The organism is Mesorhizobium sp. BR1-1-3 (genome assembly GCF_020165455.1).
Lineage (GTDB): Bacteria > Pseudomonadota > Alphaproteobacteria > Rhizobiales > Rhizobiaceae > Mesorhizobium > Mesorhizobium ciceri.
Genome location: NZ_JAIUIC010000014.1, coordinates 171,273 through 197,332 on the forward strand (window position 1 = coordinate 171,273; position 26,060 = coordinate 197,332).

A 26,060-nucleotide genomic window follows, 5' to 3' on the forward strand; every position below is an offset into this window, starting at 1 on the left:
TCTGCGCATGAACCAGCGACTCCTCCAGGCAATCGATGACAGGCGCGACGACGTCGTCGCGCTGACCGCCGAACTGATCCGTTTTCCGACTATCAATCCACCCGGCGAGGCCTACCGGCCATGCGCCGAATATCTCGGCGCGCGGCTGAAGAAGAGCGGTTTCGAGACCGAGTTCATCCGCGCCGAAGGCACGCCCGGCGACACCGACCGCTACCCGCGCGTCAATGTCGTTGCCCGTTTCGACGGGAGATCATCAGGCGCCTGCGTCCACTTCAACTCGCATATCGACGTGGTCGAAGCCGGCGATGGCTGGACCGTCGATCCCTTCGCCGGCATCGTCAGGGACGGCAGGGTCTATGGCCGCGGCGCCTGCGACATGAAGGGCGGCCTTGCCGCCTCTATCATCGCAGCCGAGGCCTTCCTGGAAGTCTTCCCCGATTTTCCGGGCGCCATCGAAATATCCGGCACCGTCGACGAGGAATCCGGCGGCTTCGGCGGCGTCGCGCATCTGGCCAGGCTCGGCTATTTCTCAAAACCCAGGGTCGACCATGTCATCATTCCCGAGCCGCTGAACAAGGACCGCATCTGCCTCGGCCATCGTGGCGTCTGGTGGGCGGAGATCGAGACCAAGGGCGAGATCGCGCACGGCTCGATGCCGTTTCTCGGCGACAATGCGGTGCGCCACATGGGCGCCGTGCTGCGGGCCTTCGAAGACGAACTGTTTCCCGTGCTCGACCGCAAGATGACGCGCATGCCGGTCGTGCCCGAAGGAGCAAAACGCTCGACCATGAACATCAATTCGATCCATGGCGGCCAGACCGAGGATTTCCGGCCCGGCCTGCCCTCGCCCAACGTGCCCGACTCCTGCCGGATGACCATCGACCGCCGTTTCCTGCTCGAGGAGGATCTCGACACCGTCAAAGGTGAAGTGACCGGCATTCTCGACCGGTTGAAACGCGAGCGGACAAAATTCGACTATGAAATCCGCGACCTGATGGAAGTGCTGCCGCTGATGACCGAGCGCGACGCGCCGGTGGTCAAGGCGGTTGCGCAAGGCATCATGGCGATCTTCGACCGCGAACCCGATTATGTCATTTCGCCCGGCACCTATGACCAGAAGCATATAGCTCGCATCGGCCATATCTATGATTGCATCGCTTATGGGCCTGGCATTCTCGACCTCGCCCATCGGCCGGACGAATGGGTCGGGATATCGGACATGGTGGAATCGGCCAAGGTGATGGCGATAGGGCTCAACGTGCTGCTGCGCGGCACAGCCACGGGATAAGGTGCGCACCGCGACAAGCTTCGACTGCCGATGCGGTCGCCAGGACAAAAACATTCCCGGCCACGCCAAGGGGCAGAACGAAACGCAATTTACTCCGTGGCGAAATCACGCTTCTATCACTCGGGTTCGAGCACGTGTCTGAACGCATGGGGAGTTGCACGATGAAATTGTGGAAAACCATTCTGGCGGCCGCGGTGCTGTCGCTGGCCGCCGGCACCTCTGCGTTCGCCGCGCGAACCGACCTGGTCATCGGCATTCCGCTCGAACCCCCGCATCTCGATCCGACCGCCGGTGCCGCCGCAGCGATCGACGAGGTTCTCTATGCCAATGTGTTCGAAGGCCTGACGCGCATCGGGCCGAATGGCGAGGTGCTGCCGGATCTGGCCGAAAGCTGGACCATTTCCGATGACGGCAAGGTCTACACCTTCAAGCTGCACACCGGCGTGAAATTCCATGACGGCACCGACTTCGATGCCGCCGACGTGAAATTCTCGCTCGACCGGGCGCGAGCCGACAACTCCGTCAACGCACAAAAGGGCCTGTTCGCCGCCATCGACAAGGTCGACGTCGTCGATCCGGCAACCGTCAAGGTCACGCTGAAGAACCCGCAGGGCTCGTTCCTCTACAATATGGGCTGGGGCGACGCGGTGATCGTGGCGCCGGAATCTGCCGACACCAACAAGGAAAAACCGATCGGCACCGGCCCGTTTAAGTTCCAGAGCTGGGCCAAGGGATCGTCGATCACGCTGGTCAAATCGGACAATTACTGGGGCACACCGGCGTCGCTCGACAAGGCCGAGTTTCGCATCGTGCCGGATGCCGCGGCCTATGTGCCGGCGCTGCTCTCGGGCGACATCCAGGCTTTCCCGTTCTTCGATGCCGACAGCGTCGCCCAGGTCAAGGACGACCCGCGCTTCAAGGTGGTGATCGGCGCGACCGAGGGTGAGACCATCCTGTCGATCAACAACAAGAAGCCGCCTTTCGACAAGCTGCAGGTGAGGCAGGCGATCTCTTACGCGCTCGACCGCAAGGCCATCATCGACGGCGCCTCGGCCGGCCTCGGCCAGCCGATCGGCTCGCATATGTCGCCGGCCAACAAGGACTATGTCGACCTCACCGGCCGCTACCCGCATGATGTCGCCAAGGCCAAGGAATTGCTGAAAGAGGCAGGCCTCGAGAACGGCTTCAAGGCGACGCTGAAACTGCCGCCGCCCACCTATGCCCGTCTCGGTGGCGAAATCATCGCCTCGCAGCTTCGCGACGTTGGCATCGATCTGGAAATCATTCCGGTCGAATGGGCACAGTGGCTGGACCAGGTATTCACCAAGAAGGATTACGACCTGACGATCGTCTCCCACACCGAGCCCAACGACATCGATATCTATTCGCGCAAGGATTATTACTTCAACTACGACAACCCGGCCTTCGACAAGGTGATTGCCGATCTCGGCGTCACCTCCGACGAAGCCAAGCGCAAGGAATTGCTGGGGCAAGCGCAGAAGATCCTGGCCGACGATGCGGTGGTCGGCTTCCTCTATGAATTGCCGAAGATCGGCGTCTGGGACGCCAGGCTGCAAGGGCTGTGGGAAAACGCCCCGATCCAGGCCAATGATTTGACCAAGGTGAAGTGGAGCGAGTGATCCCTCACCTTCCATGACCGCCTACCTCCTAAAACGCCTCGCCATCGCCATCGCCACGCTGGTGCTGGCTTCCATGGTGGTGTTCGCCGTCCTGGAGATCCTGCCCGGCGATCCGGCGCGGCTAATGCTGGGCATGAATGCCAGCGGCGACCAGGTCGAGTTGCTGCGCAACCAGATGGGCCTCAACGCGCCGCTGACTTGGCGCTATCTGCACTGGGCGGGCGGCCTGCTCAGCCTCGATTTCGGCCGCTCCTACACCTATTCGGTGCCGGTCATCGGTCTGGTGCGCGAGCGGCTGGCCGTCTCGCTACCGCTGGCGCTGATTGCGCTTGCGCTCTCCACCCTCATCGCGATTCCCGTCGGCCTGTTTTCCGCCAGCCGGCGTGGACGGGCCGGTGATACGATTTCCATGGGCGCCGCACAGCTTGGCGTCGCCGTGCCCAATTTCTGGTTCGCGCTGATGCTGATCTATGTCTTCGCCGTCTGGCTGCGGCTGGTTCCTGCTGGCGGCTTTCCCGGCTGGAGTGCCGGCGTCTGGCCAGCCTTGAAGTCGCTGCTGCTGCCGGCAGTGGCGCTTGCCTTGCCGCAAGCCGCGATTCTGGCGCGCGTCACCCGCTCGGCGCTGATCGAGGTGCTGAACGAAGACTATATCCGTACCGCCCGCGCCAAGGGTCTGCCCTACCGAGCTGTGCTGTGGCGGCACGCGCTGCGCAACGCCATGATTCCGGTGCTGACCATTCTGGGCCTGCAGTTCGCCTTCCTGCTTGCCGGCACCATCATCATCGAGAATGTTTTCTATCTGCCCGGCCTCGGCAGGCTGGTGTTCCAGGCGATCACCCAGCGCGACCTGATCGTCGTCGAAAGCGTCGTCATGCTGCTGGTCGCCGCCGTCATCGCCGTCAATCTGCTGGTCGACCTTTCCTATGCGGTCGTCGATCCGCGCCTGAGAAGCCGGCAATGACACTGCACATCGACATATCAGAAGAGACGTTCGGCAGCATCCTGGGCAAGGCGTTCGGGAATACCGCCTTCGTTGCCGGTTTCGTCATCACCCTGCTGATCCTGGCAATGGCTGTCGTCTCCTATGCCTGGACGCCCTATGACGTCACGAAACTGGTGATATCGGATAAGACGCAAGCGCCCTCGCTGGCGCACTGGTTCGGCACCGACCATTTCGGCCGCGACATCCTGTCGATGGTCATGGTCGGCGCCCGCAATTCGATTGCCGTGGCGCTGGTCGCGGTCGGCATCGGCATGGGGGTCGGCGTGCCGCTCGGCGCCTTTGCCGCGGCACGCGGCGGCCTCGTCGACGAGGCGCTGATGCGGCTGAACGACCTCGTCTTCGCCTTCCCGGCTTTGCTGTCGGCGATCATGATCACCGCCATCTTCGGACCGGGCGCCGTCAACGCCATCATCGCCATCGGCATCTTCAACATCCCGGTCTTTGCGCGCGTCGCCCGGGCCGGCGCGCTGGCGATCTGGCCGCGCGAGTTCATTCTCGCCGCACGCGCCGCCGGCAAGAGCAGCACGCAGATCACAATCGAACATGTGCTGCCCAACATCGCCACGCTGCTTCTGGTGCAAGGCACCATCCAGTTCGCTCTGGGCATCCTGGCCGAGGCCGGGCTTTCCTATCTCGGCCTGGGTGCGCAACCGCCAATGCCGAGCTGGGGCCGCATGCTGTTCGACGCGCAGACCCGCATGGTGGTGGCGCCATGGATGGCGATCTTTCCGGGCATGGCGATCGTTGTCGCCGTGCTGGGGCTGAACCTGCTGGGCGACGGCATCGCCGACATCCTCGATCCGAAATCGCGGCGGCAGCGATGAGCCTGCTCGACATCGAGAACCTGTCGCTGACCATCGGCGACACGCAGATCCTCAAGGGTGTGGAGCTTTCCGTCGCGCCCGGTGAGGTGATGGGGCTGGTCGGCGAATCCGGTTCCGGCAAATCGATGACCGCGCTGACGGTGATGCAGCTTCTGCCCCATGCCGCGCGCGCCAGCGGACGTGTCACATTCGACGGCATCGACATCCTGGCAGCAACCGAGGACCAGATGTGCGCGCTGCGCGGCGACGACATCGGCATGGTGTTCCAGGAGCCGATGACGGCGCTCAATCCGGTCAAGACCATCGGCGAACAGGTTGCCGAAGGCATACGCTGGCACACCAGGGCCAGCCGCGCCGAGGCCGAAGACCGGGCGCGAAAAATGCTCGACCGTGTCGGCTTGCCCGAAGCGAAATTCCCGCTGTCGCGCTATCCGCACGAACTGTCGGGCGGCCAGCGCCAGCGTGTCGTCATCGCCATCGCCTGCGCGCTGAAGCCGAAGCTGCTGATCGCCGACGAACCGACGACGGCGCTCGACGTGGTGCTGCAGGCACAAATCCTCGACCTTTTGCGCGACCTCGTCGCGGAGAGCCGCATGGGCCTGCTGCTGATCTCGCATGACCTCGCCGTGGTGACCGAGATGGCTGACCGCATCACCATCCTGCGCCGCGGCGAGGTGATGGAAGCCGGCGACACCGCACGCACGCTATCCGAACAGCTCCACCCCTACACGCGCCAGTTGGCGCAGGCCTCGATGCATGTGCCGGCGCGCGCCAGGCCGCATGGCATCGAGACGGGCCACCCTTTGCTTCAGGTCGAGGGCGTGACCCGCGACTATCCCGGCCGGCGCACTTCGCTGTTCAAGCGCGCGCCTGGTATCCGCGCCGTCGACGACGTCTCGCTGTCGATGGCGCCGAGTCAGTCAGTGGCACTGGTTGGTCGCTCCGGCTGCGGCAAGTCGACGCTCGCCCGCATGATCCTGGCGCTGGATCGGCCGACATCGGGCTCGATCCGGTTCCGCGGCGGGACCATAACCGGCAAGAGCGAAGCCGAGCTGAAGCCGGCGCGACGCGATATGCAGGTCGTTTTTCAAGATCCCTATGGCTCCTTCGACCCGCGCCAGAAGGTGGAAAAACTGGTTGCCGAACCCCTGCATGTGCTGGAGAAAAAGCCGACGCGCGCCGAGTGCCGCGAGATGGTGGCGCATGCCCTGCACGAAGTCGGCCTCGGCATCAGCGACATGGACAAATACCCCCATGAATTTTCCGGCGGCCAGCGCCAGCGCCTGTCGATCGCCCGCGCCATCATCACCCGCCCCAAGCTGGTCGTTGCCGACGAGCCGGTCTCGGCGCTCGATGTCTCGATCCGCGCCCAGATCCTCGATCTGTTCGCAGAGCTCAACCAGAAGCTCGGCATCGCCTACCTCTTCATCACCCACGACCTGACCGTGGCCCGCGCCATCACGGACGAGGTGCTGGTCATGCATGACGGCAAGATCGTCGAGCGCGGCAAGACGAGCGAAGTGCTCGACCACCCGCAGTCCGAGGCTGCCAAGGCGCTTGTCACCGCCGCCCCTGACTTGCACCGGGCGATCGCGGAGCGGCTGCGGGAGCAAGGCTGATCAGGAGAGAAGGCGGCCCGATCATTCCTGCGTCTTGACCACATCGACCGGGCTGATATCGAGCAGGTCGAGCGTGCGGCGCAGCAGGCGGATCTCGCTCTCGGCCAGTTGCGAATCCGCCTTGGCGATCTCCGCCATATGTTTGGCCAATTGCCGGCGCCGCTCGACGTCGAGATCGCGGAACAGTGCAATCGCCTGCGAGCCATTGGTCTCGTAGCCGAACTCGTTGAGATATTCGATGACGCTGTCGATGCTGCTTTCCTGAATGCCGAAGGCGTCCTTGCAGATGCGCCGGAAGGCAACCATTTCGCTCTCGCTGACCGACCCGTCGGCCAGGATCATGCGAAACAGCATCAGCAGTTCCGCCGATAGGACCGGATCGTCCGCCACCTTGCGCACGCCGGGGTCGCCGTCGAATATCTGACGTATCTGGTCCAGCAATGCGAATGCCATCAGGAGCCCCTCTTTTCCGGGTTAACTACACAAACACAATCCAGGCGCGATGCGCTGGGATAGAGGTAGCGCGGAATCGATCTTGCGCAAACAGGGCGGCCGTGGTCGAACGCCCGATATTTCAGCCAGCCGGACACCCCCATACATCAGATGATCGACCTTAGCATCCAGACCGTCGCCATGCTCGCTTTCGCCGCTTTTGCCGCGGGCTTTGTCGATTCGATCGCCGGCGGCGGCGGGCTGATCACAGTGCCGGCGCTGCTGCTTGCCGGCTTCACGCCGGTCCAGGCGCTCGCCACCAACAAACTGCAAGGCATGTTCGGCTCGGGCTCGGCGACCATCCACTACGCGTCGAAGGGTCATGTCGACCTGCGCCGGCAATTGCCGTCGGCGCTTCTGGCCCTTGTCGGCAGCGCCATCGGCGCCTTGCTGGCGACGATCGTGCCGGGCGACATACTGCGGGCTGCCCTGCCCATCGTGCTGATCGCCATCGCGCTCTACTTCGCGTTCAAGCCCAACATGAACGATGTCGACCGCGCCGAGCGCCTGTCGCCGTTCCTGTTTGGATTGACCTTGGTGCCCGCCATCGGCTTCTACGATGGCCTGTTCGGACCGGGCGCCGGCTCCTTTTACATGCTGGCCTTCGTGGCACTTGCCGGCTACGGCGTGCTCAAGGCGACGGCGCATACCAAATTGCTCAACTTCGCCTCCAACATCGGCGGCTTCATCGTCTTCGCGGCCTTCGGCGTCGTCTACTGGAAGATCGGCCTGATGATGGGCGTCGCCCAGTTCCTCGGCGCTCGCGTCGGCGCCAGCCTGGCCATGCGCATCGGCGCAAGACTGATCAAGCCGCTGCTGGTGATCGTATGCCTGGCGCTTGCTGTGAAGCTGCTGGCTGACCCGGCGAACCCGCTGCGGGCCTTGATTGGTGTGTGATCCCGCGCCCTGATAGGATGCCGCTGTTCGAATCATGTTGGAGAGGCAGACATGAATCTTAGCGCACCTACCCAGATCGTTTTTATCATCTCCGTTGTTATCGCCATCATCGGCGTTCTCGCCGCGCTTGGCGTTCTCTCATTCATTCCACTCGCATCGGTGTGGATCGTGCTTATTGCTTTCATCGTGCTTGCCGGCGGCTGCTTGATGCGCGGCGCCTGACCATTTCCCTTGAAGTGGGGACGAGGAGCGCCCGGCCAAAAGCCGGGCGCTTTTGATTCCGGCCCTTGGTCTGTTAGATTTGACTGGCGCGAGGATGGCCGATGCCAGTCAAGATGCAACCCCAGCAAGAGCAGGACCGGTCCGTCGCCGGGCGGTTTGAGATGCGCCGGCGCCTGCCCGATCCTCGACTTCAGGGCATTGTGTCGGACATTTGCGGCTATCGCGAAATGGCGCCCGGCCATATGCGCAACGTCGAATATGCGTCGCTCACCGTACCGCTGGTCATCAGCTTCGCCGAACCCTTCGCCATCGGCCTCGGCAAGGCGCCCGGCGACAATGACCGCTTCGCCAGTTTCGCCGCCGGCCTCTTTGCCGGACCGGTGGTGATCGAATCCTTCGGCGGCGCCTGCTGCGTCCAGGTCAACTTCACGCCGCTTGGCGCACGCCGTTTCTTCCGCCTACCGATGAGCGAACTGACAGACAGCATGGTCGTCCTCGACGACGTGCTTGGCGCTCAGGGCTTGGCGCTGCGTGAACGGCTGGGCAATGTGCCGGATTGGACGACGCGTTTCGACATGGCCGAAGCCTTCGTCACCGCCCGTCTCGAGAATGCCGCCGAGACGCCACTTGAAATCGCCTGGGCCTATGACCGCATCATCACATCCGGCGGCCGGACCCGCATTGCATCGATCGCCGAAAGGCTGGGCTGGAGCCGCAAACATCTCGCCGGCAGTTTTTCCAACGCCATCGGCATGGGCCCCAAGACACTGTCGCGCATCGTCCGCTTCAAACGCGCGCTCGGCCTGTCGAGGCAGCAGGCCGTCGACTGGGCCGATATCGCAGCCGATTGCGGCTATGCCGACCAGGCGCATCTGGTGCGCGAATTCCGCGACCTCGCCGGCGAGACACCAACCGGAATCTCGGCCAGGTAACATTTCTTCAAGACGCCGGAGTGGCCTTTACCCACAGTGGGGCATCGACCAACCCCGCTGAAGGAGATCGACATGACCACCACCACCGAAGCGCCCCGCCTCTACCCCGCCTTGCGCTACAGGAACGCGGCAAAGATGATCGACTGGCTGGGCGAAGCCTTCGGCTTCAGCGTCCGGGCCCGCTATGGCGAAGGCGACGTCGTGCACCATGCCGAACTGGTCTTCGGCTCCTCGATGATCATGCTGGGCACCGTGCGCGACGACGACTACGGCAAGATGGTCGGCGAACCTGGCTCAGGCGGCGGCAAGTCGATCTACATCGCCGTCGATGATGCCGATGCCGCCTATGCCAAGGCCAGGAAGGCCGGCGCCACGATCATCCAGGAATTGACCAACCGCGACTATGGCAGCCGCGAGTTCATCTGCCGCGACCCGGAAGGCAACGTCTGGTCCTTCGGCACCTACTGGCCGAAGGCAGGCGACAAGGGCTGAGCCAACCGCGAATTACCGCGCCAGTGCAAAGATCGCGTCGCAGTCGAGATGGGTCTCCAGCTCGGCTGCGACCTCGTCCAGCGCCCGCTCGACCTCGGCTCGGTAGTCGATGCCGCCGCCCTTGATGCCGAGGCTTTCGAGGAATCTTCCGCGAAAGCCGTCGGCGCCAAACAGACCGTGCATATAGGTGCCGATCACCTTGCCATCGGCCGACACTGCCCCGTCATCGATGCCATTGATGACTGCAGACGGCCTCAGCGTATCCGGCCCGGTGGTGCGGCCGAGATGGATTTCATAGCCTTCGAGCGGCAGGTCGAACGGCACCGAACGGGCCCTGACGTTGCGCACCGTCTTTTCCGGCTCCATCACCGTTTCGATGTCGAGCAGTCCGAGCCCTTCGGCTTCGGTGACGCTGCCTTCGATGCCGTCGGGATCGCGCACCATACGGCCGAGCATCTGGAAGCCGCCGCAGATACCGACGACATGGCCGCCGCGCTTGCGATGCGCAAGAAGGTCGCGATCCCAACCGTTCTCGCGGAATTTCAAGAGATCGCCGATTGTCGACTTCGAGCCTGGAATGACCACCAGACCGGCATCGGCGGGCAGCGGCTTTCCCGGCGGCACGAACACCACCTCGACCTGCGGCTCAGCCTTGAGCGGGTCGAGATCGTCGAAATTGGCGATGCGGCCAAGCATCGGCACCGCCACCTTCAACGCGCGCGCTTCGCCGGACGCCAGCCGCTCCAGCACCACCGAATCTTCCGAAGGCAAGCGTGCCGCCGCCTTCAGCCACGGAACGACACCGAAACAGCGCCAGCCCGTGAATGTCCCGATCGACTTCAGGCCGTCGTCAAACAGCGAAACGTCGCCGCGGAACTTGTTGATGAGGTAGCCGGCGATCATGCGCCGGTCCTCCTCAGGCAGGATCAGATGCGTGCCGGCCACCGAAGCGATGACGCCGCCGCGGTCGATGTCGCCGACCAGCACCACGGGCACGTCGGCGCGCGTGGCAAAGCCCATATTGGCGATGTCGCGGCTGCGCAGGTTGATCTCGGCCGGCGAGCCGGCGCCCTCGACGATGACCAGATCGGCGCCCTCGCCGACCTTGCCCCAGGAGTCCAGCACGGCGTCCATCAGCCGGCCCTTCATCGCCTGGTAGTCGCGCGCCCGCGCTTCCCCGAACATTTTGCCCTGCACGATGACCTGCGCGCCGACATCGGTCTGCGGCTTCAGCAGCACCGGGTTCATGTGGACCGATGGCGCGACACCGCAAGCGATCGCCTGCAGCCATTGCGCGCGGCCGATCTCACCGCCGCCGGCATTGTTGTCACCTGGAATTTCGGCGACGGCGGCATTGTTCGACATGTTCTGCGGCTTGAATGGCCGCACCTTCAGCCCACGCTTTTTTGCCGCGCGGCAGAGGCCGGCGACCAGCACCGTCTTGCCGACGTCGGAACCCGTGCCTTGCAGCATGATCGCTTTGGCCATCAGTCCCTGCCCTGCGCCACGGTTCCGGTGATGTCGGATTTCTGCGCCAGCGGCCCGCCGCGCCAGATGTAGAGTGCCAGCAAGGGGTCTGTGCCCGTGCGCATGGCGTGATTGACGTTGGAAGCGTGATGAACGACCTCGCCGGCCGTGCGCATGCAAAAGCCGCTCTCGCCCATGCGCCATTCGGTGCCGCCGGTCAGCGGAATGTAGATTTCCTCGGCAACGTGATGGTGGTCGGGATAGACGATATCGGGCCCAAGGATCAGCAGGCCGGCGGCGGCCGCGTCATTGGCAAAGTGGCCACGTGTGCCGAACACTTCCAGCCAGCCGTAATTGTCGATGAACTCTTTCCCGAAGTCCGCCTCGCCATAAGTCTGCCCCCAGCGGAAATCATTGCGACGTCCGGCAAGCAGTTGCACCAGCGGCTTGGCATCCGGAGGCGCCAGTTCGGCGGCGCGATCGAGATGGCGCAGGCAGGCAAGCGGACGCGGCTCCAGCGTGCGAGCCGGCATGTCCCAGCCGATCCGGGCCACGGCATCGCGCATCAGGACGTGATCCACGGTCGCAAGGTATGCGTGGAACCGGCCCAGCAGTTCATCGAATTTTGTCGTCACATCTTGCTCCGGACATGCATTGATGCACAGCCGCTCCGCAGGAGATCGGGTTGCGCGGCGGCATCATTGGTCTAGATTGGTGCGCGCGCAAAGCCAAAAACAACAGGCCAGCGAGCTAGCTGGCCAGCACACAGGGAGCACGCCATGGACGCCGCGGTCGATGCGAGCACCAGCCAATTCGAACTCAACGAGGAGCAGCGCGCCATCCAGGAGATGGCGCAGGCCTTCGCCGCCGACCGTGTCGCACCGAATGCGCTCGATTGGGACCGCAACAAGCATTTCCCGGCCGACGTGATCCGCGAGACCGGCCCGCTCGGGCTCGGCGGCATCTATATCAGGGACGATGTCGGTGGCTCGGCACTTGGCCGGCTCGACGCCGTGCTGATCTTTGAGGCGCTGTCGCACGCCGATCCGGCCTTTTCGTCCTTCATCTCGATCCACAACATGGTGGCCTCGATGATCGACCGTTTCGGCAATGACGAACAGCGCCAGCGCTTCCTGCCGAAGCTCACTTCGATGGAATGGCTGGCCAGCTACTGCCTGACCGAGCCAGGCTCCGGCTCCGATGCCGCGGCGCTCAAGACCCGTGCGGTGAAAAGCGGCGGCGACTATGTGCTCAACGGCACCAAACAGTTCATCTCCGGCGCCGGCGACAGCGATGTCTATGCCGTCATGGTGCGCACCGGCGCGGACGGGCCGAAAGGCATCTCCACCATCGTCGTGCCCAGAGATGCGCCGGGCCTCTCCTTTGGGGCAAACGAGCACAAGATGGGCTGGCACATGCAGTCGACCCGCCAGGTCATCTTCGAGGATTGCAAGGTGCCGGCGGAGAACCTTCTGTCCGACGAAGGCGCTGGCTTCGGCATCGCCATGGCCGGGCTCGACGGCGGCCGGCTGAACATCGCCGCCTGTTCGCTGGGCGGCGCGCAGTCGGCGCTCGACAAGGCGCTGTCCTACACCGCCGAGCGTAAGGCTTTCGGCTCGAAGATCAATCAATTCCAGGCGCTGCAATTCAGGCTGGCCGACATGGAGACCGAGCTGCAGGCGGCGCGTATCTTCCTTTATGCCGCCGCCTCGAAGCTCGACCGCAAGGCGCCGGATGCCGGCAAATGGTCGGCGATGGCCAAGCGCTTCGTCACCGACACCGGCTTCAATGTCGCCAATGACGCACTGCAGCTGCTCGGCGGCTACGGCTACCTGCACGACTACGGCATCGAGAAACTGGTGCGGGACCTGCGCGTGCACCAGATCCTCGAAGGCACCAACGAGATCATGCGCGTCATCATAGCTCGCGCGCTGATTGGCCGTTGAAGCCAGCAACTCTGGGAGACAGACAATGACGACGATCGCCTTCATCGGCCTCGGCAATATGGGCAATCCAATGGCCGCCAATCTGGTCAAGGCCGGGCATGCGGTGAACGGTTTCGACCTCGTTCCGGAAAACCTTACCGTCGCCAAGGAACATGGCGTGACGATTATGGCGAATGCCTTGGCCGCGGTGAAGGATGCCGACGTCGTGATCACCATGCTGCCTGCAGGCAAGCATGTCCTCTCCGTCTACGAAGACATCGCGCCCAAGGCCAAGCAAGGCGCACTCTTTATCGATTCCTCGACCATCGACGTCGAGTCAGCCCGCAAAGCCCACGCCGTCGCCAGGAAGCACGCGCTGTCGTCGATCGATGCACCGGTCTCGGGCGGCACCGGCGGGGCTGCGGCCGGCACGCTGACCTTCATGGCGGGAGGCTCCGATGATGCCTTCGCTGCCGCCGAGCCGATCCTGAAGCCGATGGCCGGCCGCATCGTCCATTGCGGCGGCGACGGCGCCGGCCAGGCAGCAAAGATCTGCAACAACATGATCCTCGGCATTTCGATGATCGGTGTCGCCGAAGCCTTCGTTCTGGCCGAAAAACTCGGCCTGTCGCATCAGGCGCTGTTCGACGTCGCCTCGACCTCCTCCGGCCAGTGCTGGTCCTTGACCACCTACTGCCCGGTGCCCGGCCCGGTGCCGACTTCGCCCGCAAACAAGGACTACAACCCAGGATTTGCAGCCGCCTTGATGCTGAAAGACCTGAAATTGTCCCAGGAAGCCGCCCAAGGTGCGGGTGCTGTAACGCCGCTTGGTGCCGAAGCGGCTCAGCTTTATGCCTTGTTCAACGCCCAGGGACATGGCGGCGTCGATTTCTCCGGCATAATTAATTTTCTCAGGGGTAACCCGGCGTAACCCGCGGATTTGGCGGATTTTTCCGGTTTCCTTCGGTGGAAAAAATGAAAATTTAGATTTGCTTAAGCTCTCGATAACTCCGCGGTAACGATGTCCCTATAAAACGGACTGTGAGGCGGACATCTCATCCGTCCGGCGCTCCGGATCAGGTCTCGCGTACCGGAGCCCGTAAGTTTCGACAAGTGCCATAAGTTTCGCAAAGTGTTTGCGTAGCGAAGCGCCATGCGTATCTGGCAAAACCGCGTTCCCGATGGAGCGCGGTTTTTGCGTTTTACCCTGCAGCACGGTTGAGACATCGATGAACCGGAAACTGTACTCCGGGATACCTCACATGCGCCCGCGGGCGCCTTCCGGATCATAGGGCGAGTCGGCGATCACCTTTGCCGCGCGGCGCTCGCCGAGGATCGAAACCTCGAGCTCGGTACCGGGCGACACAAGTTCCAGGGGCAGCAGCGCAAGTGCGATGTCGTGACCAAAAGTGTAGGAGTAGCCCGCCGAGGTGATGTGGCCGACGAGCTCGCCTTCGCGGTAAACGCCCTCGAAGGCGAATGCGCTCGCACCGTCCGTGTCGATCGACAGTGTGGCGATCCGGCGTGTAACCTGCTGCTGTTTCGCGACCAGTGCCGCCCGGCCGATGAAGTCCCTCTTGTCGAGGCTGATGAAGCGCTCGAGGCCGCTTTCCAAGGCGGACAATTCGGGGTTCATATCGCGGTACATGGCCCGGTAGGATTTATCGAGACGAAGCGATTCCAGCGCTTGAAGTCCGACCAGCCTCAGCCCGTGTGCCTCTCCCGATGCCAGAAGCGCATCCAGCAAATGCCGCTGGTAGCAGAGTGGATGATAGAGTTCCCATCCCAGCTCACCCGAATAGTTGACACGCAGCAGCCGTACGTCGCTGGCCATGCCGACGGTGCCGGACTGTACGCTGAACCATGGGAAGGCCTCGTTGGAGAGGTCGATCTCCGTCAGCGGCTGCAGTATGTCGCGCGCCTTCGGCCCAACCACCGTGAAGCTGCCGCGATCCTCCGTGACGTTGCGCAGATGCACGCTGCCGTCCTTCGGCAACAGCCGGCCGAGATCGTCAAGGTTCCAGCGTTCGGCGCGCGGCGTCGATATGAGATAGAACAGGTCGCTCTGCAGCCGCGCCACCACATACTCGGCCTGCACGCCGCCGGTCGGCGTCAGGTGATGGGCAAGAGCGACACGACCGGGACGCGGCAGTCTGTTGGCCAGGATTCCGTCGAGCCAGCCCTCGGCGCCCGGCCCGCCGACCTCGAACTTGGTCATTGGTGTCATCTCGACCAGACCGGCGGCCTGGCGGACAGCCTGGACCTCTGCGGCGACGTGGTTCCCCTTGGGGGTCCAGCGCCAGCTGTAGACATTGCGCGCCTCGACACCCGCGGGCGCAAACCAGCTCGGCATCTCCCAGCCGTTCAACACCTCCCATACCGCGCCAAGCTGACTTAGGCGGTCATAGGACGGGGCCGTTTTCTGCGGTCGCGCCGCCGGCATGTCCTGGCCCGGATAGTGCTGTACGGCGTGGGTGCCCCAGGCTTCCCGGACCTTGGCCCGGGTCCAGTTCTTGTTGGCGTATCGGCCGAACCTGCGGGGATCCAGCTCCGCCGTGTCGATGCTGTTGCCACCCTCCACGATCCGTTCGGAGAGGTAATAGCCAATCGCACCGCCCCAAAGGATGCCCCCCGGCACCCCTTCGGCGAGCCAGACATTCTCCAGGCCCCACGCCTGCCCCATCAGCGGCAGCTCATCGGCCGTCATCTGGAAAGGTCCTCGCACATTGCGCTTGATGCCGGCGCGCCCGAGCGCGGGAACCAGTTCGGTGGCGCGCTCCCAGTTCCAGGAAACGGCATCGAAATCTTCATCGAGCAGATCGGCGCCGAACCATTCCGGGACGCCGTTTTCGGCGAACAGCTTGAGCTGCTCGGTGCGCTCATAGGGACCGAACATCAGCCCGTCTCCCTCTTCGCGCAGATAGCCCTCGTAACCCTCGTCCCTGAGGATCGGCATCTCCGGAAGACCAAGCCGTTTGCGTTCCACGATTTCGGGAACCGCCTCGGTGATCCAATACTGGTGCAGGATCGGAATCGCGGGAATGTCCAGGCCCAGCATGGCGCCTGTCTGGCGTGCGTAATTGCCTGTTGCAAGGATGACATGTTCACAGACGATCTCGCCGCGTGAGGTCTTGACCCTCCACCCGCCGCTCGGCATCCGCTCGAAACCCACGACCTCGGTATCAAGATGGATCTTCGCGCCGAGGTCGCGTGCACCCTTGGCCATGGCCTGGGTGACATCGGCGGGTGCAATGTGGCCGTCATCGGGATGGTAGAGGGCACCCAGCATGGTGTTGTTGTCGAGCAGCGGCCATATCTCTCGCGCCTCCGCGGGCGATACGATCCGGGCCCGCACTCCCTGGACCTGGGCAACGTCCATGTAGCTTCTGTACTCGTCCAGCCTGTCGCGCGTGTTGGCAATGCGCAGTTGGCCGCATTTGTGCCAGCCGACGTTCTGGCCCGTCTCCGCCTCCAGGCCTTCATAGATCGCGATCGATCTGGCGATCATGCGGCCGACATTGCGGCTGCGCGCGTAAGAGGGGATGAGCCCCGCGGCATGCCATGTCGAGCCGGCCGTAAGCTGTGTTCGCTCCAGCAATGCCACATCGGTCCAGCCGCGCTTTGCCAGGCCGTAGAGAATGCCGGCACCCACACAGCCGCCACCGACCACGACCGCACGAAAGGAACTCACCATATGCTCGTGCCCTTGTCAGAAATTGCCACCGGTCCACATGAACGCATGCGCATACTGTCAGACAGCATCCGGCTTTTCAGCATATTTCCTTGTCTGGAACGCAGCAGCGGTCACCCGACTGTTGGGCCACGAAGCCGGCCGAACTGTCAGCTGTCGCGCTCGCGTTCAGGCCGCTTTTTTGCGTTTTGCCTAGCTATATTCCGATTGCAGCATTCGGGATCGGGACATGATCTTCGTTGATCAGCACGATCGGCGCATCGGCTCCCTCGACCCTGACGACCAGCAGGCGCAGGCTCCACGTGCCGGCTGTCCGGACAGCCGTCGAATAGGCCGTGCCCTTGCCCCTGGCGCCGTGGACCGGAATGCCGAACTGGGCGTCACCAGCCCCATTCGCATCGAGTTTGAGATGGCCGCCGACCCAGAAACTGTCGGTCAAATCATCACCCAACGCCGCCTTAACGCGGTCGTCGGCGCGAAGCCTGTCCATCGTCATGAGATAGGCATCGCTGCCTTTCAGGACGTAGGGAATGCTGCCGACCATCGTCGCGCAGCCGCCAATCCCGACCACCCAGACGGCAAGGCCGGCGATTGCCCAGTTGCGCTGCGTCTTGCGAAACTGCTCCGCGTCGCGCCAGGCGCGGTTCTGCCAGGCCCAGCGGCTGCCGCGCGCGCCCAGCACGATGATCATGATGATGTTGACGACAGGGATCAACGCCAGCAACGCAATGAAGGTGCTGTTGCCGATGCCCCAGATCCAGTTGAGGAAGAAGGCGCCCCAGTTCCAGCGGTCGAGTTCGGCTGGAATTTCAGCCGGCTGGTTGAGCGGTTGTCCGGCCATCATGTCCCCAATCGGTAACGTACGGACTGATTCTAGCGCATGCGCTCCTCTATGCGCAAAATCAAAGTTTTGCAGCCCCGGTCAGGTCTTGTTGGACAGCCGGCGAAAATTCGCTTTCACGGCACGGCTTGCCGGCTTCAGCGCGGCGCTGATCGAGCGCTCCGCCGCAACCCCGTTGAACAGCGACGGCGTGCGGCCGGAAAAGACTTCCGGCCAGAACCGCGATGCCGATTGCAGGAAAGACATTTGTGCCGCAAACGCGCCTTCGGCCATAGCGGCGGTCTTCTCGTTGACCGCACGCGCCGTCTCCGTACTCCATGGCTGGCGGCTCCCGCCATCCATGGCCATCAACGGCAGCCGCATCATCGCCACCAGCGGCGCCAGCATCAGGTCGCCGCTGATGCTGGCCGCTTCTCGCGTCCGTCGGCTCTTGCCGGTTTTTCTCATGGAAACAAACCCCTTGTGGCGGCCGAATCAGCCGCTGCCCCACACACTACGCGCTTGTGATGGAATTCGTTCCCTCGCCGCTTCGGCATGGTCTCAAGGCTGGGCGCGCCCGCCGAAGAGCGCCCAGCCGAGGGGTCGAGTTCTACCGCTTGCGAAGATCGGCTTGCGCCAGATCCAGCGCCTTCGAGATGCGGTCGCAGGCCATATCGATCGTATCGCGGGTCCAGATCAGCGGCGGCGACAGGATCATCGTGTCGCCGGTGGCGCGCAGCATCATGCCATTCGTGATGGCGTGATCCCGCACGGTTACCGCCGCACTTCCAGCCGGCAGGAACCGCTCCTTGGTCGCCTTGTCCTTGACGATCTCGATCGCGCCCATCAGTCCGATCGAACGGACCTCGCCGACCAGATCATGTCCGGCAATGCGCTCCTGCAACGCCTTGGCGAAGTAAGGGCCGGTGTCGTTCCGGACGCGGTCGACCAGCCCTTCGCGCTCGATGATCTCGAGGTTCTTCAGCGCCACGGCGCAGGCCACCGGGTGCCCGGAATAGGTGTAGCCATGGTTGAACTCGCCGCCCTTCTCGACCAGCGTCGAGGCGATGCGGTCGCCAACCAGCAATGCCGACAGCGGCTGATAGCCCGAGGTCAGCGCCTTGGCCGTGGTGATCGTGTCTGGCTCGATGCCGAGTGTCTGTGCGGCAAACCATTCGCCGGTGCGACCATAACCGGTGATGACTTCGTCCAGCATCAGCAGGACATCGTATTTACGGCAGATGCGCTGCACTTCCGGCCAATAGCTCGCCGGCGGTATCTTCACGCCGCCGGCTCCCATGATCGGCTCGCCGATAAACGCGGCAATCTTGTCGGCGCCGGCTTCGAGGATCGCCTCCTCGACAGCCCCGGCCGCGCGCAGACCGAAATCATGATCGCTCTCGCCAGGCAGCGCTAGCTCATAGGCATAGGGCATCATCACATGGACGATGTTGGGCACCGCACCGTTGAGCTGCTTGTGCATACCATCCATGCCGCCGAGCGAGGTGCCGGCAACGGTCGAGCCGTGATAGGCCATCTTGCGCGAGATGATGCGGTTCTTCTCCGGCTTGCCCTCCAGCACCCAATAGTGGCGCACGAGGCGCAGCGCGGTGTCGTTGGCTTCCGACCCGGAAGAGCCGTAGAATACCTGGTTGACGTGCTTCGGCGCGATCTCCGCCAGCTTCTTGGACAGCAGCACTGGCGTCGGCGTCGAGCATTTGAAGAAGGAGTTGTAGTAAGGCAGTTCCTTCATCTGGGCATAGGCGGCCTCGGCCAGCTCGTCACGGCCATAGCCGATGTTGACGCACCACAGCCCGGCCATGCCGTCGAGGATTTCAGCCCCCTCGGAATCGTAGATGAAAGGGCCGTTGGCATGGGTGATGATGCGCGACCCGGCCCCGCGCATTTCCTTGTGGTCGGTGAACGGATGCAGATGATGCGCGGCGTCGATCTGCTGAAGCTGCTTCAGCGAATAATTCTGATAGGTCATGTCTGATCTTTCCTCTGGATTCTATCCGGCCAAGCCGGGGCGAATGCTTCAGAGGAAGAGAGGTGGCGAATAGCCGATGCGGGCGCACAGCCGCAAAAGCTCGGCGCGCAGCGTGCGCGGTGACGGCGTCACCGCGACCCGCAATGCGCGAGCCTCAAATGCGTCAATCAACATCCTGACGAGAGCCATGGAAGCCACCTTAGAGCAAAGGCTGCTCGAGGAGAACCACCCTTTGCTTGGCCCATAACGGAATGACTCTAGGCCTTGGCTGTCAGCGCCCTTTGCAGGAAGACATATTTCATCGCCGTCTGCGCCGCCTGCGGCCGGCGGTCGCCACGCCCGCCATGGCCGCCCTCGGTCTCCTCGAAGAACAGCGTCCTGGCATGGCCGGCTTCCTGCAGGCGGGCGGCCATCTTGCGCGCGTGGCCGGGATGGACCCGATCGTCAGCGGTCGATGTGGTCAGCAGCACAGGCGGATAGGCGGCAGCGGCGTCGACATGCTGGTAGGGCGAGTAGGCTGAAAGCCACTTCGCGTCTTCGGGTTTCGACGGATCGCCATATTCGGCCATCCACGAGGCGCCGGGCGGCAATTCGGCGTAACGCAGCATGTCGAGCAGCGGCACCTCGATGATGACGGCGCCGAAAAGCTCGGGATGCTGCGTCAAGGAAACGCCGGTCAGCAAGCCGCCATTCGAACCACCCTGGATGCCGAGCGAGCTTGCTGTCGCGATGCCGCGCTTGACGACGTCCTGCGCGACCGCTGCGAAATCGTCGAATCCGTTCTGGCGATTGCCCTTGAGCGCCGCCTGATGCCAGGCTGGGCCGAACTCGCCGCCGCCGCGGATGCATGCCTGCACATAGGCATTGCCTTTCTCCAGCCACAGCTTACCACGCACGCCGGCATAGCCGGGCAGCAGCGGCACTTCGAAGCCGCCATAGCCGTAAAGCAGCGTCGGCACCGGACCTTTCTGGTCGCGCCGCCTGACGACGAAATAGGGGATCATCGTGCCGTCCTTGGAGCGCGCCTCGAACTGTTCCGAGATCAGCGGCGAGGCATCGAAACGCGCCGGCTGCGACTTCACGGTGGCGAGCGTCTCGCCATTGTCGTCGGACCAGATGATCGAACTCGGGGTCAGGAAATCGGTGAAGGAGAAGGACACACTCGAGCCGAACTGCTCGGCATGACTGATGCCGACATTGCCATTTTCGGGCAGCGCCACCGGTTTCAGCGACCAGTTGCCATCCATGCGCTCGCAGACGACGACTTTGCCGCGCACATTGTCCATCAGGCTGACGAACAGCCGGTCCCGCGTGCGGGCAATGCCGGCTATGGAAACGCGATAGGCCGGCTCGAACAAGGTTTCGACAGGCCCGATCGCGCCGGTCTCGACCCAGCGCGCCAGGTCCAGCGAATAAAGACCGTCGGGCTTGCAAACCGTGTCGTCGGGCGCCGTCCATGCACTGCGCACGCCGAACACGAGCTGATCCCTGAATATTGCCGTATCGGTCATGTCGTCCGGTAGCGGCAGCTGTTTGTTTTCGCCGGAAGGCAGCCTAAGGAAGATGTGCGAAGCGAAGAAATTCAGCGTTCGAGCCAGGACCAGATAGCGTCTGTCACCGTCGTACTCGACAGCGGCACCAACGGCGAGATCCTCTTTCTGCGCCTCGAAGATCGGCGTTGCGTCTTCCAGCTTGGTATCGCGCTTCCACAGCTTTATGATTCGCGGATAGCCGGACTCGGTCTTGTCGGCCTCGTCGAAAGCGGCCGAAACAATCACGGTGTCCTTATCCAGCCAGCTGAAACCCGACTTGGAAGCGGGTGCACGAAACCCACCCTCGACAAACGACTTGGTCGCGATGTCGAATTCGCGCATCTCGCTGGCGTCGCCGCCATCCGGCGACATCGAGACAAGGCAAAGGTTGAAGTCGGGATAGAGCCGGCTGGCGCCGCCAAAAACCCATTTTATCCCTTCCTCCGCCGCAAGCTGGTCGAAGTCGATGATCGTTTCCCAGTCGGGCTTCTCGGTCTTGTAGGAAGCGACGGTCGTGCGGCGCCAGAGGCCGAGCACATTGGTCTTGTCCTGCCAGAAATTGTAGACATGGCCGGCTTTTGCCGCGCCGACAGCGATGTTGTCCTCGGCCGTCATCAGGTCGAGCGCGGTCTGGAACGACGCCTGATAGGACGGATCGCCCTGCAATTCGCCAACCGTGATCTCGTTCTGGCGATGTACCCAGTCCAATGACTGCTTGGCTGTCCTGTCCTCCAGCCAGAGAAAGGGATCGTCGGTCGTGGGGGCAGAATTCGGCGTCTGGGTAGCAGGCTTGGTCATGAGGTCTCCGATAAACGCGTTGCTTTGAAAAAGCCAACGCCGACAGGCCGTCGATATTCACCATGTTCAGCGCACAATTGAGGCTTTCCGCCGACCAGCGAGGCTCGCAATGGCCAGCGCCAGGCACAGCAGCCCAAGCGTGATCGGCAGTCCGCCGGCGCCCATAACATCCATGGCGCCCCCCGCCAGCGGCGGCACGGCGATGCCGCCGACCCCCCACATCAAGGAAAAGGCCGCATTGCCGGCGACCAGTGCGGAGCCGGTGAAGCGTTCGCCGAGCTCGATGATCGACATCGTGTAGATGCCGTAGGAAACCGCGCCCCAGACAAAGATCATTGGCCAGATCAGCGGCGACTCGATGAGAAGCGGAAGCAGGACGCAGCCGAGCACCGTGATCGCGACGCAGGCAAGCCGCACCAGGCGCGCGGAAAGCCTTTCCGCCAAAAGGCCGAGCGGCACCTGCATGGCGATGTTGCCGGCGATCATCACCGACAGCAGCGCCGACATGCGGGTTTCGGTAATGCCGTGATGGGTGCCATAGACCGGCAGCAACGCCAACGCACCCTGTTCGAAGCCGGCGGCGACTATGACGGCGAACAAAAGCAGCCACGCCAGCGGCACGAAACCCAGGACGGAAACCTGGTGCCCGGCCTCGTCGACCTTGGGCAAACGCGGCAGCACCGAGGCCAGGCAAATGCCACACAGCACGAAGGCGAAAATGCCGACGAGGAAGGGCGGCCAGCCCTCAGTGCCGACTGCAAGCAGGCACAGTGGCCCGGTCGCGAAACCGGCCGAGATGATCGTCGAATAGACACCCATGACGCGGCCGCGTCGGGCCGGCGGTGCCAGCGCGATCACCCAGATCTCGCTCAGCACATAGAGCGGATTGGTCACGACGCCGATCAGGAAGCGCAGGGGAAACCACAAATAGACATTTTGCGTCCAGCCGATCAGCGCCAGCACGACAGCCGAAAGGGCCGCACAGGTGAGCGCGGTGCGCCCTGCCCCGAATCGGCGGGCCAGCGCCGGGATCAACGGCGATGACAGAATGAAGCCAATCGGCGTCATGGCCGCCGACAAGCCGATCATCGCTGGCGAAACGCCCTGGCGCTGCAGGATGAAACTCAGCAGCGGATAGGACAACCCTTGCGCGATGGCGAACACCGAGACGGTCGCGATCACACCGGTGATCGCCGCCCATTGCATCGTCTCGTCCTTGTTCGATTCAACCAAATTCATGTACGCACCGCTGTCGGGCTGCAGGATTAGCGATTGAGTTGCGCAGAGGTAAGCCCCTGGCGGGCGAAAACTGCTTGCTCCAGACAGTGCCTGTCAGGAGGTTGGGCCTGTCAGGAGGTTGGGCTTATCAGGAAGCTCGGCGCATGGATGAGCGGTACAGCGCGAACATCACCAGCACCGCGTCGAGAGCGGCAATAACCACCGGCAGCCCAAGTGGGCCGATGCCTTGCATGAGCAGGCCCGCACCGGGTGGGCCGACGATGCCACCAACGCCCCACATCAGCGCAAAGGCAGCGTTGCCGGCGACCAGCACAGAGCCCTTGAACCGGCTGCCGAGTTCGACCAATGCCATGGTGTAGACGCCGTAACCGACCGCGCCCATCACCAGCAGCACCACCCAGATCAACGGCGTTGTGATCAGCAGAGGCAGCAAAAGCGCGCAAACGGTTGTTGCCAGTGCGCAGACGATGATCATGGCGCGGCCGCCAAAACGCTCCGCCAGAAGGCCGAGTGGTATCTGCAGCAGGATGTTGCCGAGGGAAAGCGCCATCACCAGCGAGACCAGAACGGCTTCCGCCAGGCCATAGCTGGCGCCGAAGACCGGGACCAGCGCATAGGTGCTCTGCTGGACCGCCGCCGAGACAAGCACGGCAAGCAGCAGCGCCGGCGCCATTTTGGCAAACCCGACAAGGCCGCTGGCAGGCTGGCCGTCATCCTCGAAGCCGGTGAGCTTTGACGAGACGGCGTGCAGGATCACCGCGCAGAGCGCGAAACCGGCGACGCCGACCATGAAAGGCGCCCAGCCCGACGTACCGAGCAGGGTCAGCGCGAATGGTCCGGCGGCATAACCGGCGCCCATCAGCGTGTTGAACACGCCCATCACCCGGCCGCGCCGCGACGGCGGTGCCAGCGACAGCGCCCACACCTCGCCAAGGATATAAAGCGGATTGATGACCACGCCGATGATGAAGCGGATGACGAACCACGCCACCCAGTCCTGCAGATAGCCGATGCCCAGGAAGCAGAGCGCGCCGATCAGCGAGCAGCCGACCGCCAGGTTGCGCCCGCCGACCAGCCGCACCGCCGCCGGCACGAAGGAAGCCGACAGGATCAGCCCGAGCGGCATCATCGCCGCCGACAGGCCGATCAGCGCCGGCGACATGCCTTGCTTCTGCATCAGCAATGTGAACAGCGGCGAGCTCAGCCCTTGCGCGGCGCCAAACATGGCAAGTGCCGCGGTGACGCCGGCAAGCGCTGCCCATTGCGTTCCTGCTTCGCCTTCGCTCGAGCCGGTCGCGACCATGCTGCCATCCAGATGAACTGCTGGCCATCAGGCCGGCAAGCCAAGTAGCTATCGGTTCGATCCCGGAAGGAAAGGGCCGGCCACCGAAATCCGCTTGCTCCAACGCGGCAACCTGATCACGCCGATGTCGCGGCCGGGCACCTGCCGTTCCGGCATGTCGCTTCCCTCGCCCTAGTGGTCGTCGCCTCCGCAATGGCCGGACAGCCGCCGGTCCATTATGCCGCCCGCTATCGCATCCTACGAGGACCATCATGACCGCCGCCCTACAACCCTCAGAACCGGCATTGGCCACCGACCGCGCCCGTCGCGGCGGCCGCGCTGGAAAGCGCGCCGGCGGCTCGGCCGCGTTCGAGCAGCCGGCTTTTCGCCAGTTGAAGAACCCGCTGGCGCCAACCAGGCTGGTGTCCGACGACGAGCTGGAATCGATTCACCTCGCTTCCCTGCGCGTGCTGCGGGAAATCGGCGTCGACGTGCTGCATGACGAGGCCCGCAGCATCATGAAGGCGCATGGCGCCGACGTGCGTGACGGCTCAGAGCGGGTGCGCTTCGACAGCGACATGATCCTCGACCTGGTGTCGCACTGCCCGTCGGAATTCACCATCCATGCCCGCAATCCTGCGCACAATGTGCGCTTTGGCGGCAACAATGTGATCGTCTCGATGATGGCGTCGGCGCCCAATTGCTCCGACATCGATCGCGGCCGCCGGCCCGGCAACCAGCAGGACTACCGCAACTTCCTCAAGCTCGCGCAGATGCACAACATTCTGAACTGCACGGGCGGCTACCCGGTCGAGCCGACCGATATCCATCCATCCGTCCGCCATCTCGAATGCATCCGCGATCTCAGCGTGCTCACCGACAAGGTGTTCCACATCTATTCGCTCGGCAAGGAGCGCAATGTCGACGGCATCGAGATCGCCAGGATCGCGCGCGGCATCAGCCACGAGCAGATGCTCGAAGAGCCGTCCGTCTTCACCATCATCAACACCAATTCGCCGCTGAAACTCGATGTGCCGATGATGGAAGGCATCATCCAGATGTCGAGCAAGGGCCAGGTCGTCGTCGTGACGCCGTTTACCCTGTCGGGTGCGATGGCGCCTGTCACCATCGCCGGCGCACTGGTGCAGCAGAACGCGGAGGCGCTTGCCGGCATCGCCTTCGCCCAGATGGTGCGCAAGGGCGCCCCCGTCGGATATGGCGGCTTCACCTCCAATGTCGACATGAAGTCCGGTTCACCGGCGTTCGGCACGCCGGAATACATGAAGGCGCAGCTCGTCGGCGGCCAGCTTGCCCGCCGCTACAACATCCCCTACCGCACCTCCAACACCTGCGCCGCCAACACGGTCGACGCGCAGGCGGCTTATGAAAGCGTGTTCTCGTTGTGGGGCGCCATCCAGGGCGGCGGCAACCTGATGATGCATGCCGCCGGCTGGCTCGAAGGCGGCCTGCGCTGCTCCTACGAGAAGACCATTCTGGACATCGACCTGCTGCAGATGGTGGCCGAATTCCTGACCCCGCTCGACCTTTCCGAAGAGGCACTCGGCTTCGACGCCATCCAGTCGGTCGGCCCCGGGGGCCATTTCTTCGGCACCCAGCACACGCAGGACCGCTACAAGACCGCCTTCTACTCGCCGATCCTCTCCGACTGGCGCAATTACGAGACCTGGGCGGAAGCCGGCTCGCCGACGGCGCTCGAAAAGGCCAACAAGGTCTGGAAGGAGCGGCTGGCGTCCTATGAGGAGCCCTACATGGACCCGGCCATCCGCGAGGAACTCAACGCCTTCGTCGCCAAGCGCCGGTCCGAAGGCGGCGCGCCGACCGATTTTTGATCGGCAGTATTGTTGATGAACGGTCGACCCCCACTCCGTCGAGCTGCGCTCGACACC

The 26,060-nt window shown here is 63.5% G+C and carries 23 protein-coding genes; 12 read left to right on the forward strand and 11 right to left on the reverse strand.

The window, feature by feature from the left end:
- The first annotated feature begins 7 nt into the window (after positions 1-7).
- The 5 genes from LB559_RS27030 (at position 8) to LB559_RS27050 (ending at position 6,374) form a co-directional block, all read left to right on the forward strand.
- Positions 8-1,288 (forward strand): acetylornithine deacetylase/succinyl-diaminopimelate desuccinylase family protein, encoded by a 1,281-nt coding sequence (locus LB559_RS27030; protein ID WP_224675401.1) that lies wholly within the window; start codon positions 8-10, stop codon positions 1,286-1,288.
- 161 nt (positions 1,289-1,449) lie between these two features.
- Positions 1,450-2,928 carry an ABC transporter substrate-binding protein gene (locus tag LB559_RS27035; RefSeq protein ID WP_224621881.1) on the forward strand — a complete coding sequence of 493 codons (1,479 nt, stop codon included), beginning with the start codon at positions 1,450-1,452 and terminating at the stop codon, positions 2,926-2,928.
- Positions 2,929-2,941: 13 nt separating this feature from the next.
- On the forward strand, positions 2,942-3,889 hold the full coding sequence (locus LB559_RS27040; RefSeq protein ID WP_224675402.1) for an ABC transporter permease: 948 nt from the start codon (positions 2,942-2,944) through the stop codon (positions 3,887-3,889).
- Positions 3,886-4,755 carry an ABC transporter permease gene (locus LB559_RS27045; RefSeq protein WP_064993700.1) on the forward strand — a complete coding sequence of 290 codons (870 nt, stop codon included), beginning with the start codon at positions 3,886-3,888 and terminating at the stop codon, positions 4,753-4,755. Before LB559_RS27040 ends, LB559_RS27045 begins: the two co-directional genes overlap by 4 nt.
- The gene (locus LB559_RS27050; RefSeq protein ID WP_224675403.1) at positions 4,752-6,374 is read left to right on the forward strand and encodes an ABC transporter ATP-binding protein; all 1,623 of its coding nucleotides are present in this window, start codon (positions 4,752-4,754) and stop codon (positions 6,372-6,374) included. The genes LB559_RS27045 and LB559_RS27050 overlap by 4 nt, the downstream gene beginning before the upstream one ends.
- A 21-nt stretch (positions 6,375-6,395) precedes the next feature.
- Here LB559_RS27050 and LB559_RS27055 read toward each other — a convergent pair whose 3' ends face one another.
- Positions 6,396-6,827 carry a TerB family tellurite resistance protein gene (locus tag LB559_RS27055; RefSeq protein ID WP_063168183.1) on the reverse strand — a complete coding sequence of 144 codons (432 nt, stop codon included), beginning with the start codon at positions 6,825-6,827 and terminating at the stop codon, positions 6,396-6,398.
- 150 nt (positions 6,828-6,977) lie between these two features.
- Between LB559_RS27055 and LB559_RS27060 the strand changes: the two genes are divergently transcribed.
- The 4 genes from LB559_RS27060 to LB559_RS27075 all read left to right on the forward strand — a co-directional run bounded on the left by LB559_RS27060 (position 6,978) and on the right by LB559_RS27075 (position 9,409).
- Positions 6,978-7,763: a TSUP family transporter gene (locus LB559_RS27060; RefSeq protein ID WP_013531213.1), complete on the forward strand. Its 786-nt coding sequence runs from the start codon at positions 6,978-6,980 to the stop codon at positions 7,761-7,763.
- A gap of 51 nt (positions 7,764-7,814) precedes the next feature.
- Positions 7,815-7,985: a hypothetical protein gene (locus tag LB559_RS27065; RefSeq protein ID WP_013531212.1), complete on the forward strand. Its 171-nt coding sequence runs from the start codon at positions 7,815-7,817 to the stop codon at positions 7,983-7,985.
- Positions 7,986-8,086: 101 nt separating this feature from the next.
- On the forward strand, positions 8,087-8,917 hold the full coding sequence (locus tag LB559_RS27070; RefSeq protein ID WP_224675404.1) for a helix-turn-helix domain-containing protein: 831 nt from the start codon (positions 8,087-8,089) through the stop codon (positions 8,915-8,917).
- 72 nt (positions 8,918-8,989) lie between these two features.
- Positions 8,990-9,409: a VOC family protein gene (locus tag LB559_RS27075; RefSeq protein WP_224675405.1), complete on the forward strand. Its 420-nt coding sequence runs from the start codon at positions 8,990-8,992 to the stop codon at positions 9,407-9,409.
- A gap of 12 nt (positions 9,410-9,421) precedes the next feature.
- Here the strand turns inward: LB559_RS27075 and LB559_RS27080 are convergent, their stop codons facing one another.
- Both LB559_RS27080 and LB559_RS27085 read right to left on the reverse strand, forming a co-directional pair.
- Complete coding sequence (locus tag LB559_RS27080) at positions 9,422-10,897, reverse strand: cobyric acid synthase (RefSeq protein ID WP_224675406.1); 1,476 nt, start codon at positions 10,895-10,897, stop codon at positions 9,422-9,424.
- Complete coding sequence (locus LB559_RS27085; protein WP_224675407.1) at positions 10,897-11,511, reverse strand: dimethylsulfonioproprionate lyase family protein; 615 nt, start codon at positions 11,509-11,511, stop codon at positions 10,897-10,899. The genes LB559_RS27080 and LB559_RS27085 overlap by 1 nt, the downstream gene beginning before the upstream one ends.
- Positions 11,512-11,655: 144 nt before the next feature.
- Here LB559_RS27085 and LB559_RS27090 point away from each other — a divergent pair, with 144 nt between their 5' ends.
- Positions 11,656-12,822, forward strand: coding sequence for an isobutyryl-CoA dehydrogenase (locus LB559_RS27090; RefSeq protein ID WP_013531207.1), 1,167 nt, complete (start codon positions 11,656-11,658; stop codon positions 12,820-12,822).
- A gap of 25 nt (positions 12,823-12,847) precedes the next feature.
- Positions 12,848-13,732 carry a 3-hydroxyisobutyrate dehydrogenase gene (gene mmsB, locus LB559_RS27095; RefSeq protein ID WP_224675408.1) on the forward strand — a complete coding sequence of 295 codons (885 nt, stop codon included), beginning with the start codon at positions 12,848-12,850 and terminating at the stop codon, positions 13,730-13,732.
- Positions 13,733-14,059: 327 nt separating this feature from the next.
- On the opposite strand, the gene LB559_RS27100 is transcribed toward mmsB, so the two are convergent.
- From LB559_RS27100 to LB559_RS27135, 8 genes are all read right to left on the reverse strand, one after another.
- Positions 14,060-16,495 (reverse strand): FAD-dependent oxidoreductase, encoded by a 2,436-nt coding sequence (locus LB559_RS27100; protein ID WP_224675409.1) that lies wholly within the window; start codon positions 16,493-16,495, stop codon positions 14,060-14,062.
- A 193-nt stretch (positions 16,496-16,688) separates the two neighbouring features.
- The gene (locus LB559_RS27105) at positions 16,689-17,333 is read right to left on the reverse strand and encodes a cytochrome c oxidase assembly factor Coa1 family protein (RefSeq protein WP_027160487.1); all 645 of its coding nucleotides are present in this window, start codon (positions 17,331-17,333) and stop codon (positions 16,689-16,691) included.
- An 81-nt stretch (positions 17,334-17,414) separates the two neighbouring features.
- A complete protein-coding gene (locus tag LB559_RS27110) occupies positions 17,415-17,780 on the reverse strand; it encodes a hypothetical protein (RefSeq protein ID WP_013531203.1) in 366 nt (121 codons plus the stop codon).
- Positions 17,781-17,922: 142 nt separating this feature from the next.
- Positions 17,923-19,302 carry an aspartate aminotransferase family protein gene (locus LB559_RS27115; RefSeq protein ID WP_224675410.1) on the reverse strand — a complete coding sequence of 460 codons (1,380 nt, stop codon included), beginning with the start codon at positions 19,300-19,302 and terminating at the stop codon, positions 17,923-17,925.
- Between the two features lie 48 nt (positions 19,303-19,350).
- On the reverse strand, positions 19,351-19,491 hold the full coding sequence (locus tag LB559_RS27120) for a hypothetical protein (protein WP_063172368.1): 141 nt from the start codon (positions 19,489-19,491) through the stop codon (positions 19,351-19,353).
- Between the two features lie 68 nt (positions 19,492-19,559).
- Positions 19,560-21,632: a prolyl oligopeptidase family serine peptidase gene (locus LB559_RS27125; protein WP_063168190.1), complete on the reverse strand. Its 2,073-nt coding sequence runs from the start codon at positions 21,630-21,632 to the stop codon at positions 19,560-19,562.
- 66 nt (positions 21,633-21,698) lie between these two features.
- Entirely contained in the window at positions 21,699-22,871 is a 1,173-nt protein-coding gene (locus tag LB559_RS27130; RefSeq protein ID WP_024501292.1) for an MFS transporter, read from the reverse strand.
- A 127-nt stretch (positions 22,872-22,998) separates the two neighbouring features.
- Positions 22,999-24,174: an MFS transporter gene (locus tag LB559_RS27135; protein WP_224675411.1), complete on the reverse strand. Its 1,176-nt coding sequence runs from the start codon at positions 24,172-24,174 to the stop codon at positions 22,999-23,001.
- A 251-nt stretch (positions 24,175-24,425) separates the two neighbouring features.
- Here LB559_RS27135 and LB559_RS27140 point away from each other — a divergent pair, with 251 nt between their 5' ends.
- Positions 24,426-26,003 carry a trimethylamine methyltransferase family protein gene (locus LB559_RS27140; RefSeq protein WP_024501293.1) on the forward strand — a complete coding sequence of 526 codons (1,578 nt, stop codon included), beginning with the start codon at positions 24,426-24,428 and terminating at the stop codon, positions 26,001-26,003.
- The last annotated feature ends 57 nt before the right edge of the window (positions 26,004-26,060 follow it).

What these genes read in the sequence shown, in the direction of transcription:
- LB559_RS27030 (WP_224675401.1), top strand. Translation starts at nt 8, where the DNA reads ATGAACCAGCGACTCCTCCAGGCAATCGATGACAGGCGCGACGACGTC.
- LB559_RS27035 (WP_224621881.1), top strand. Translation starts at nt 1,450, where the DNA reads ATGAAATTGTGGAAAACCATTCTGGCGGCCGCGGTGCTGTCGCTGGCC.
- LB559_RS27040 (WP_224675402.1), top strand. Translation starts at nt 2,942, where the DNA reads ATGACCGCCTACCTCCTAAAACGCCTCGCCATCGCCATCGCCACGCTG.
- LB559_RS27045 (WP_064993700.1), top strand. Translation starts at nt 3,886, where the DNA reads ATGACACTGCACATCGACATATCAGAAGAGACGTTCGGCAGCATCCTG.
- LB559_RS27050 (WP_224675403.1), top strand. Translation starts at nt 4,752, where the DNA reads ATGAGCCTGCTCGACATCGAGAACCTGTCGCTGACCATCGGCGACACG.
- LB559_RS27055 (WP_063168183.1), bottom strand. Translation starts at nt 6,827, where the DNA reads ATGGCATTCGCATTGCTGGACCAGATACGTCAGATATTCGACGGCGAC.
- LB559_RS27060 (WP_013531213.1), top strand. Translation starts at nt 6,978, where the DNA reads ATGATCGACCTTAGCATCCAGACCGTCGCCATGCTCGCTTTCGCCGCT.
- LB559_RS27065 (WP_013531212.1), top strand. Translation starts at nt 7,815, where the DNA reads ATGAATCTTAGCGCACCTACCCAGATCGTTTTTATCATCTCCGTTGTT.
- LB559_RS27070 (WP_224675404.1), top strand. Translation starts at nt 8,087, where the DNA reads ATGCCAGTCAAGATGCAACCCCAGCAAGAGCAGGACCGGTCCGTCGCC.
- LB559_RS27075 (WP_224675405.1), top strand. Translation starts at nt 8,990, where the DNA reads ATGACCACCACCACCGAAGCGCCCCGCCTCTACCCCGCCTTGCGCTAC.
- LB559_RS27080 (WP_224675406.1), bottom strand. Translation starts at nt 10,897, where the DNA reads ATGGCCAAAGCGATCATGCTGCAAGGCACGGGTTCCGACGTCGGCAAG.
- LB559_RS27090 (WP_013531207.1), top strand. Translation starts at nt 11,656, where the DNA reads ATGGACGCCGCGGTCGATGCGAGCACCAGCCAATTCGAACTCAACGAG.
- mmsB (WP_224675408.1), top strand. Translation starts at nt 12,848, where the DNA reads ATGACGACGATCGCCTTCATCGGCCTCGGCAATATGGGCAATCCAATG.
- LB559_RS27100 (WP_224675409.1), bottom strand. Translation starts at nt 16,495, where the DNA reads ATGGTGAGTTCCTTTCGTGCGGTCGTGGTCGGTGGCGGCTGTGTGGGT.
- LB559_RS27105 (WP_027160487.1), bottom strand. Translation starts at nt 17,333, where the DNA reads ATGGCCGGACAACCGCTCAACCAGCCGGCTGAAATTCCAGCCGAACTC.
- LB559_RS27110 (WP_013531203.1), bottom strand. Translation starts at nt 17,780, where the DNA reads ATGAGAAAAACCGGCAAGAGCCGACGGACGCGAGAAGCGGCCAGCATC.
- LB559_RS27115 (WP_224675410.1), bottom strand. Translation starts at nt 19,302, where the DNA reads ATGACCTATCAGAATTATTCGCTGAAGCAGCTTCAGCAGATCGACGCC.
- LB559_RS27120 (WP_063172368.1), bottom strand. Translation starts at nt 19,491, where the DNA reads ATGGCTCTCGTCAGGATGTTGATTGACGCATTTGAGGCTCGCGCATTG.
- LB559_RS27125 (WP_063168190.1), bottom strand. Translation starts at nt 21,632, where the DNA reads ATGACCAAGCCTGCTACCCAGACGCCGAATTCTGCCCCCACGACCGAC.
- LB559_RS27130 (WP_024501292.1), bottom strand. Translation starts at nt 22,871, where the DNA reads ATGAATTTGGTTGAATCGAACAAGGACGAGACGATGCAATGGGCGGCG.
- LB559_RS27135 (WP_224675411.1), bottom strand. Translation starts at nt 24,174, where the DNA reads ATGGTCGCGACCGGCTCGAGCGAAGGCGAAGCAGGAACGCAATGGGCA.
- LB559_RS27140 (WP_024501293.1), top strand. Translation starts at nt 24,426, where the DNA reads ATGACCGCCGCCCTACAACCCTCAGAACCGGCATTGGCCACCGACCGC.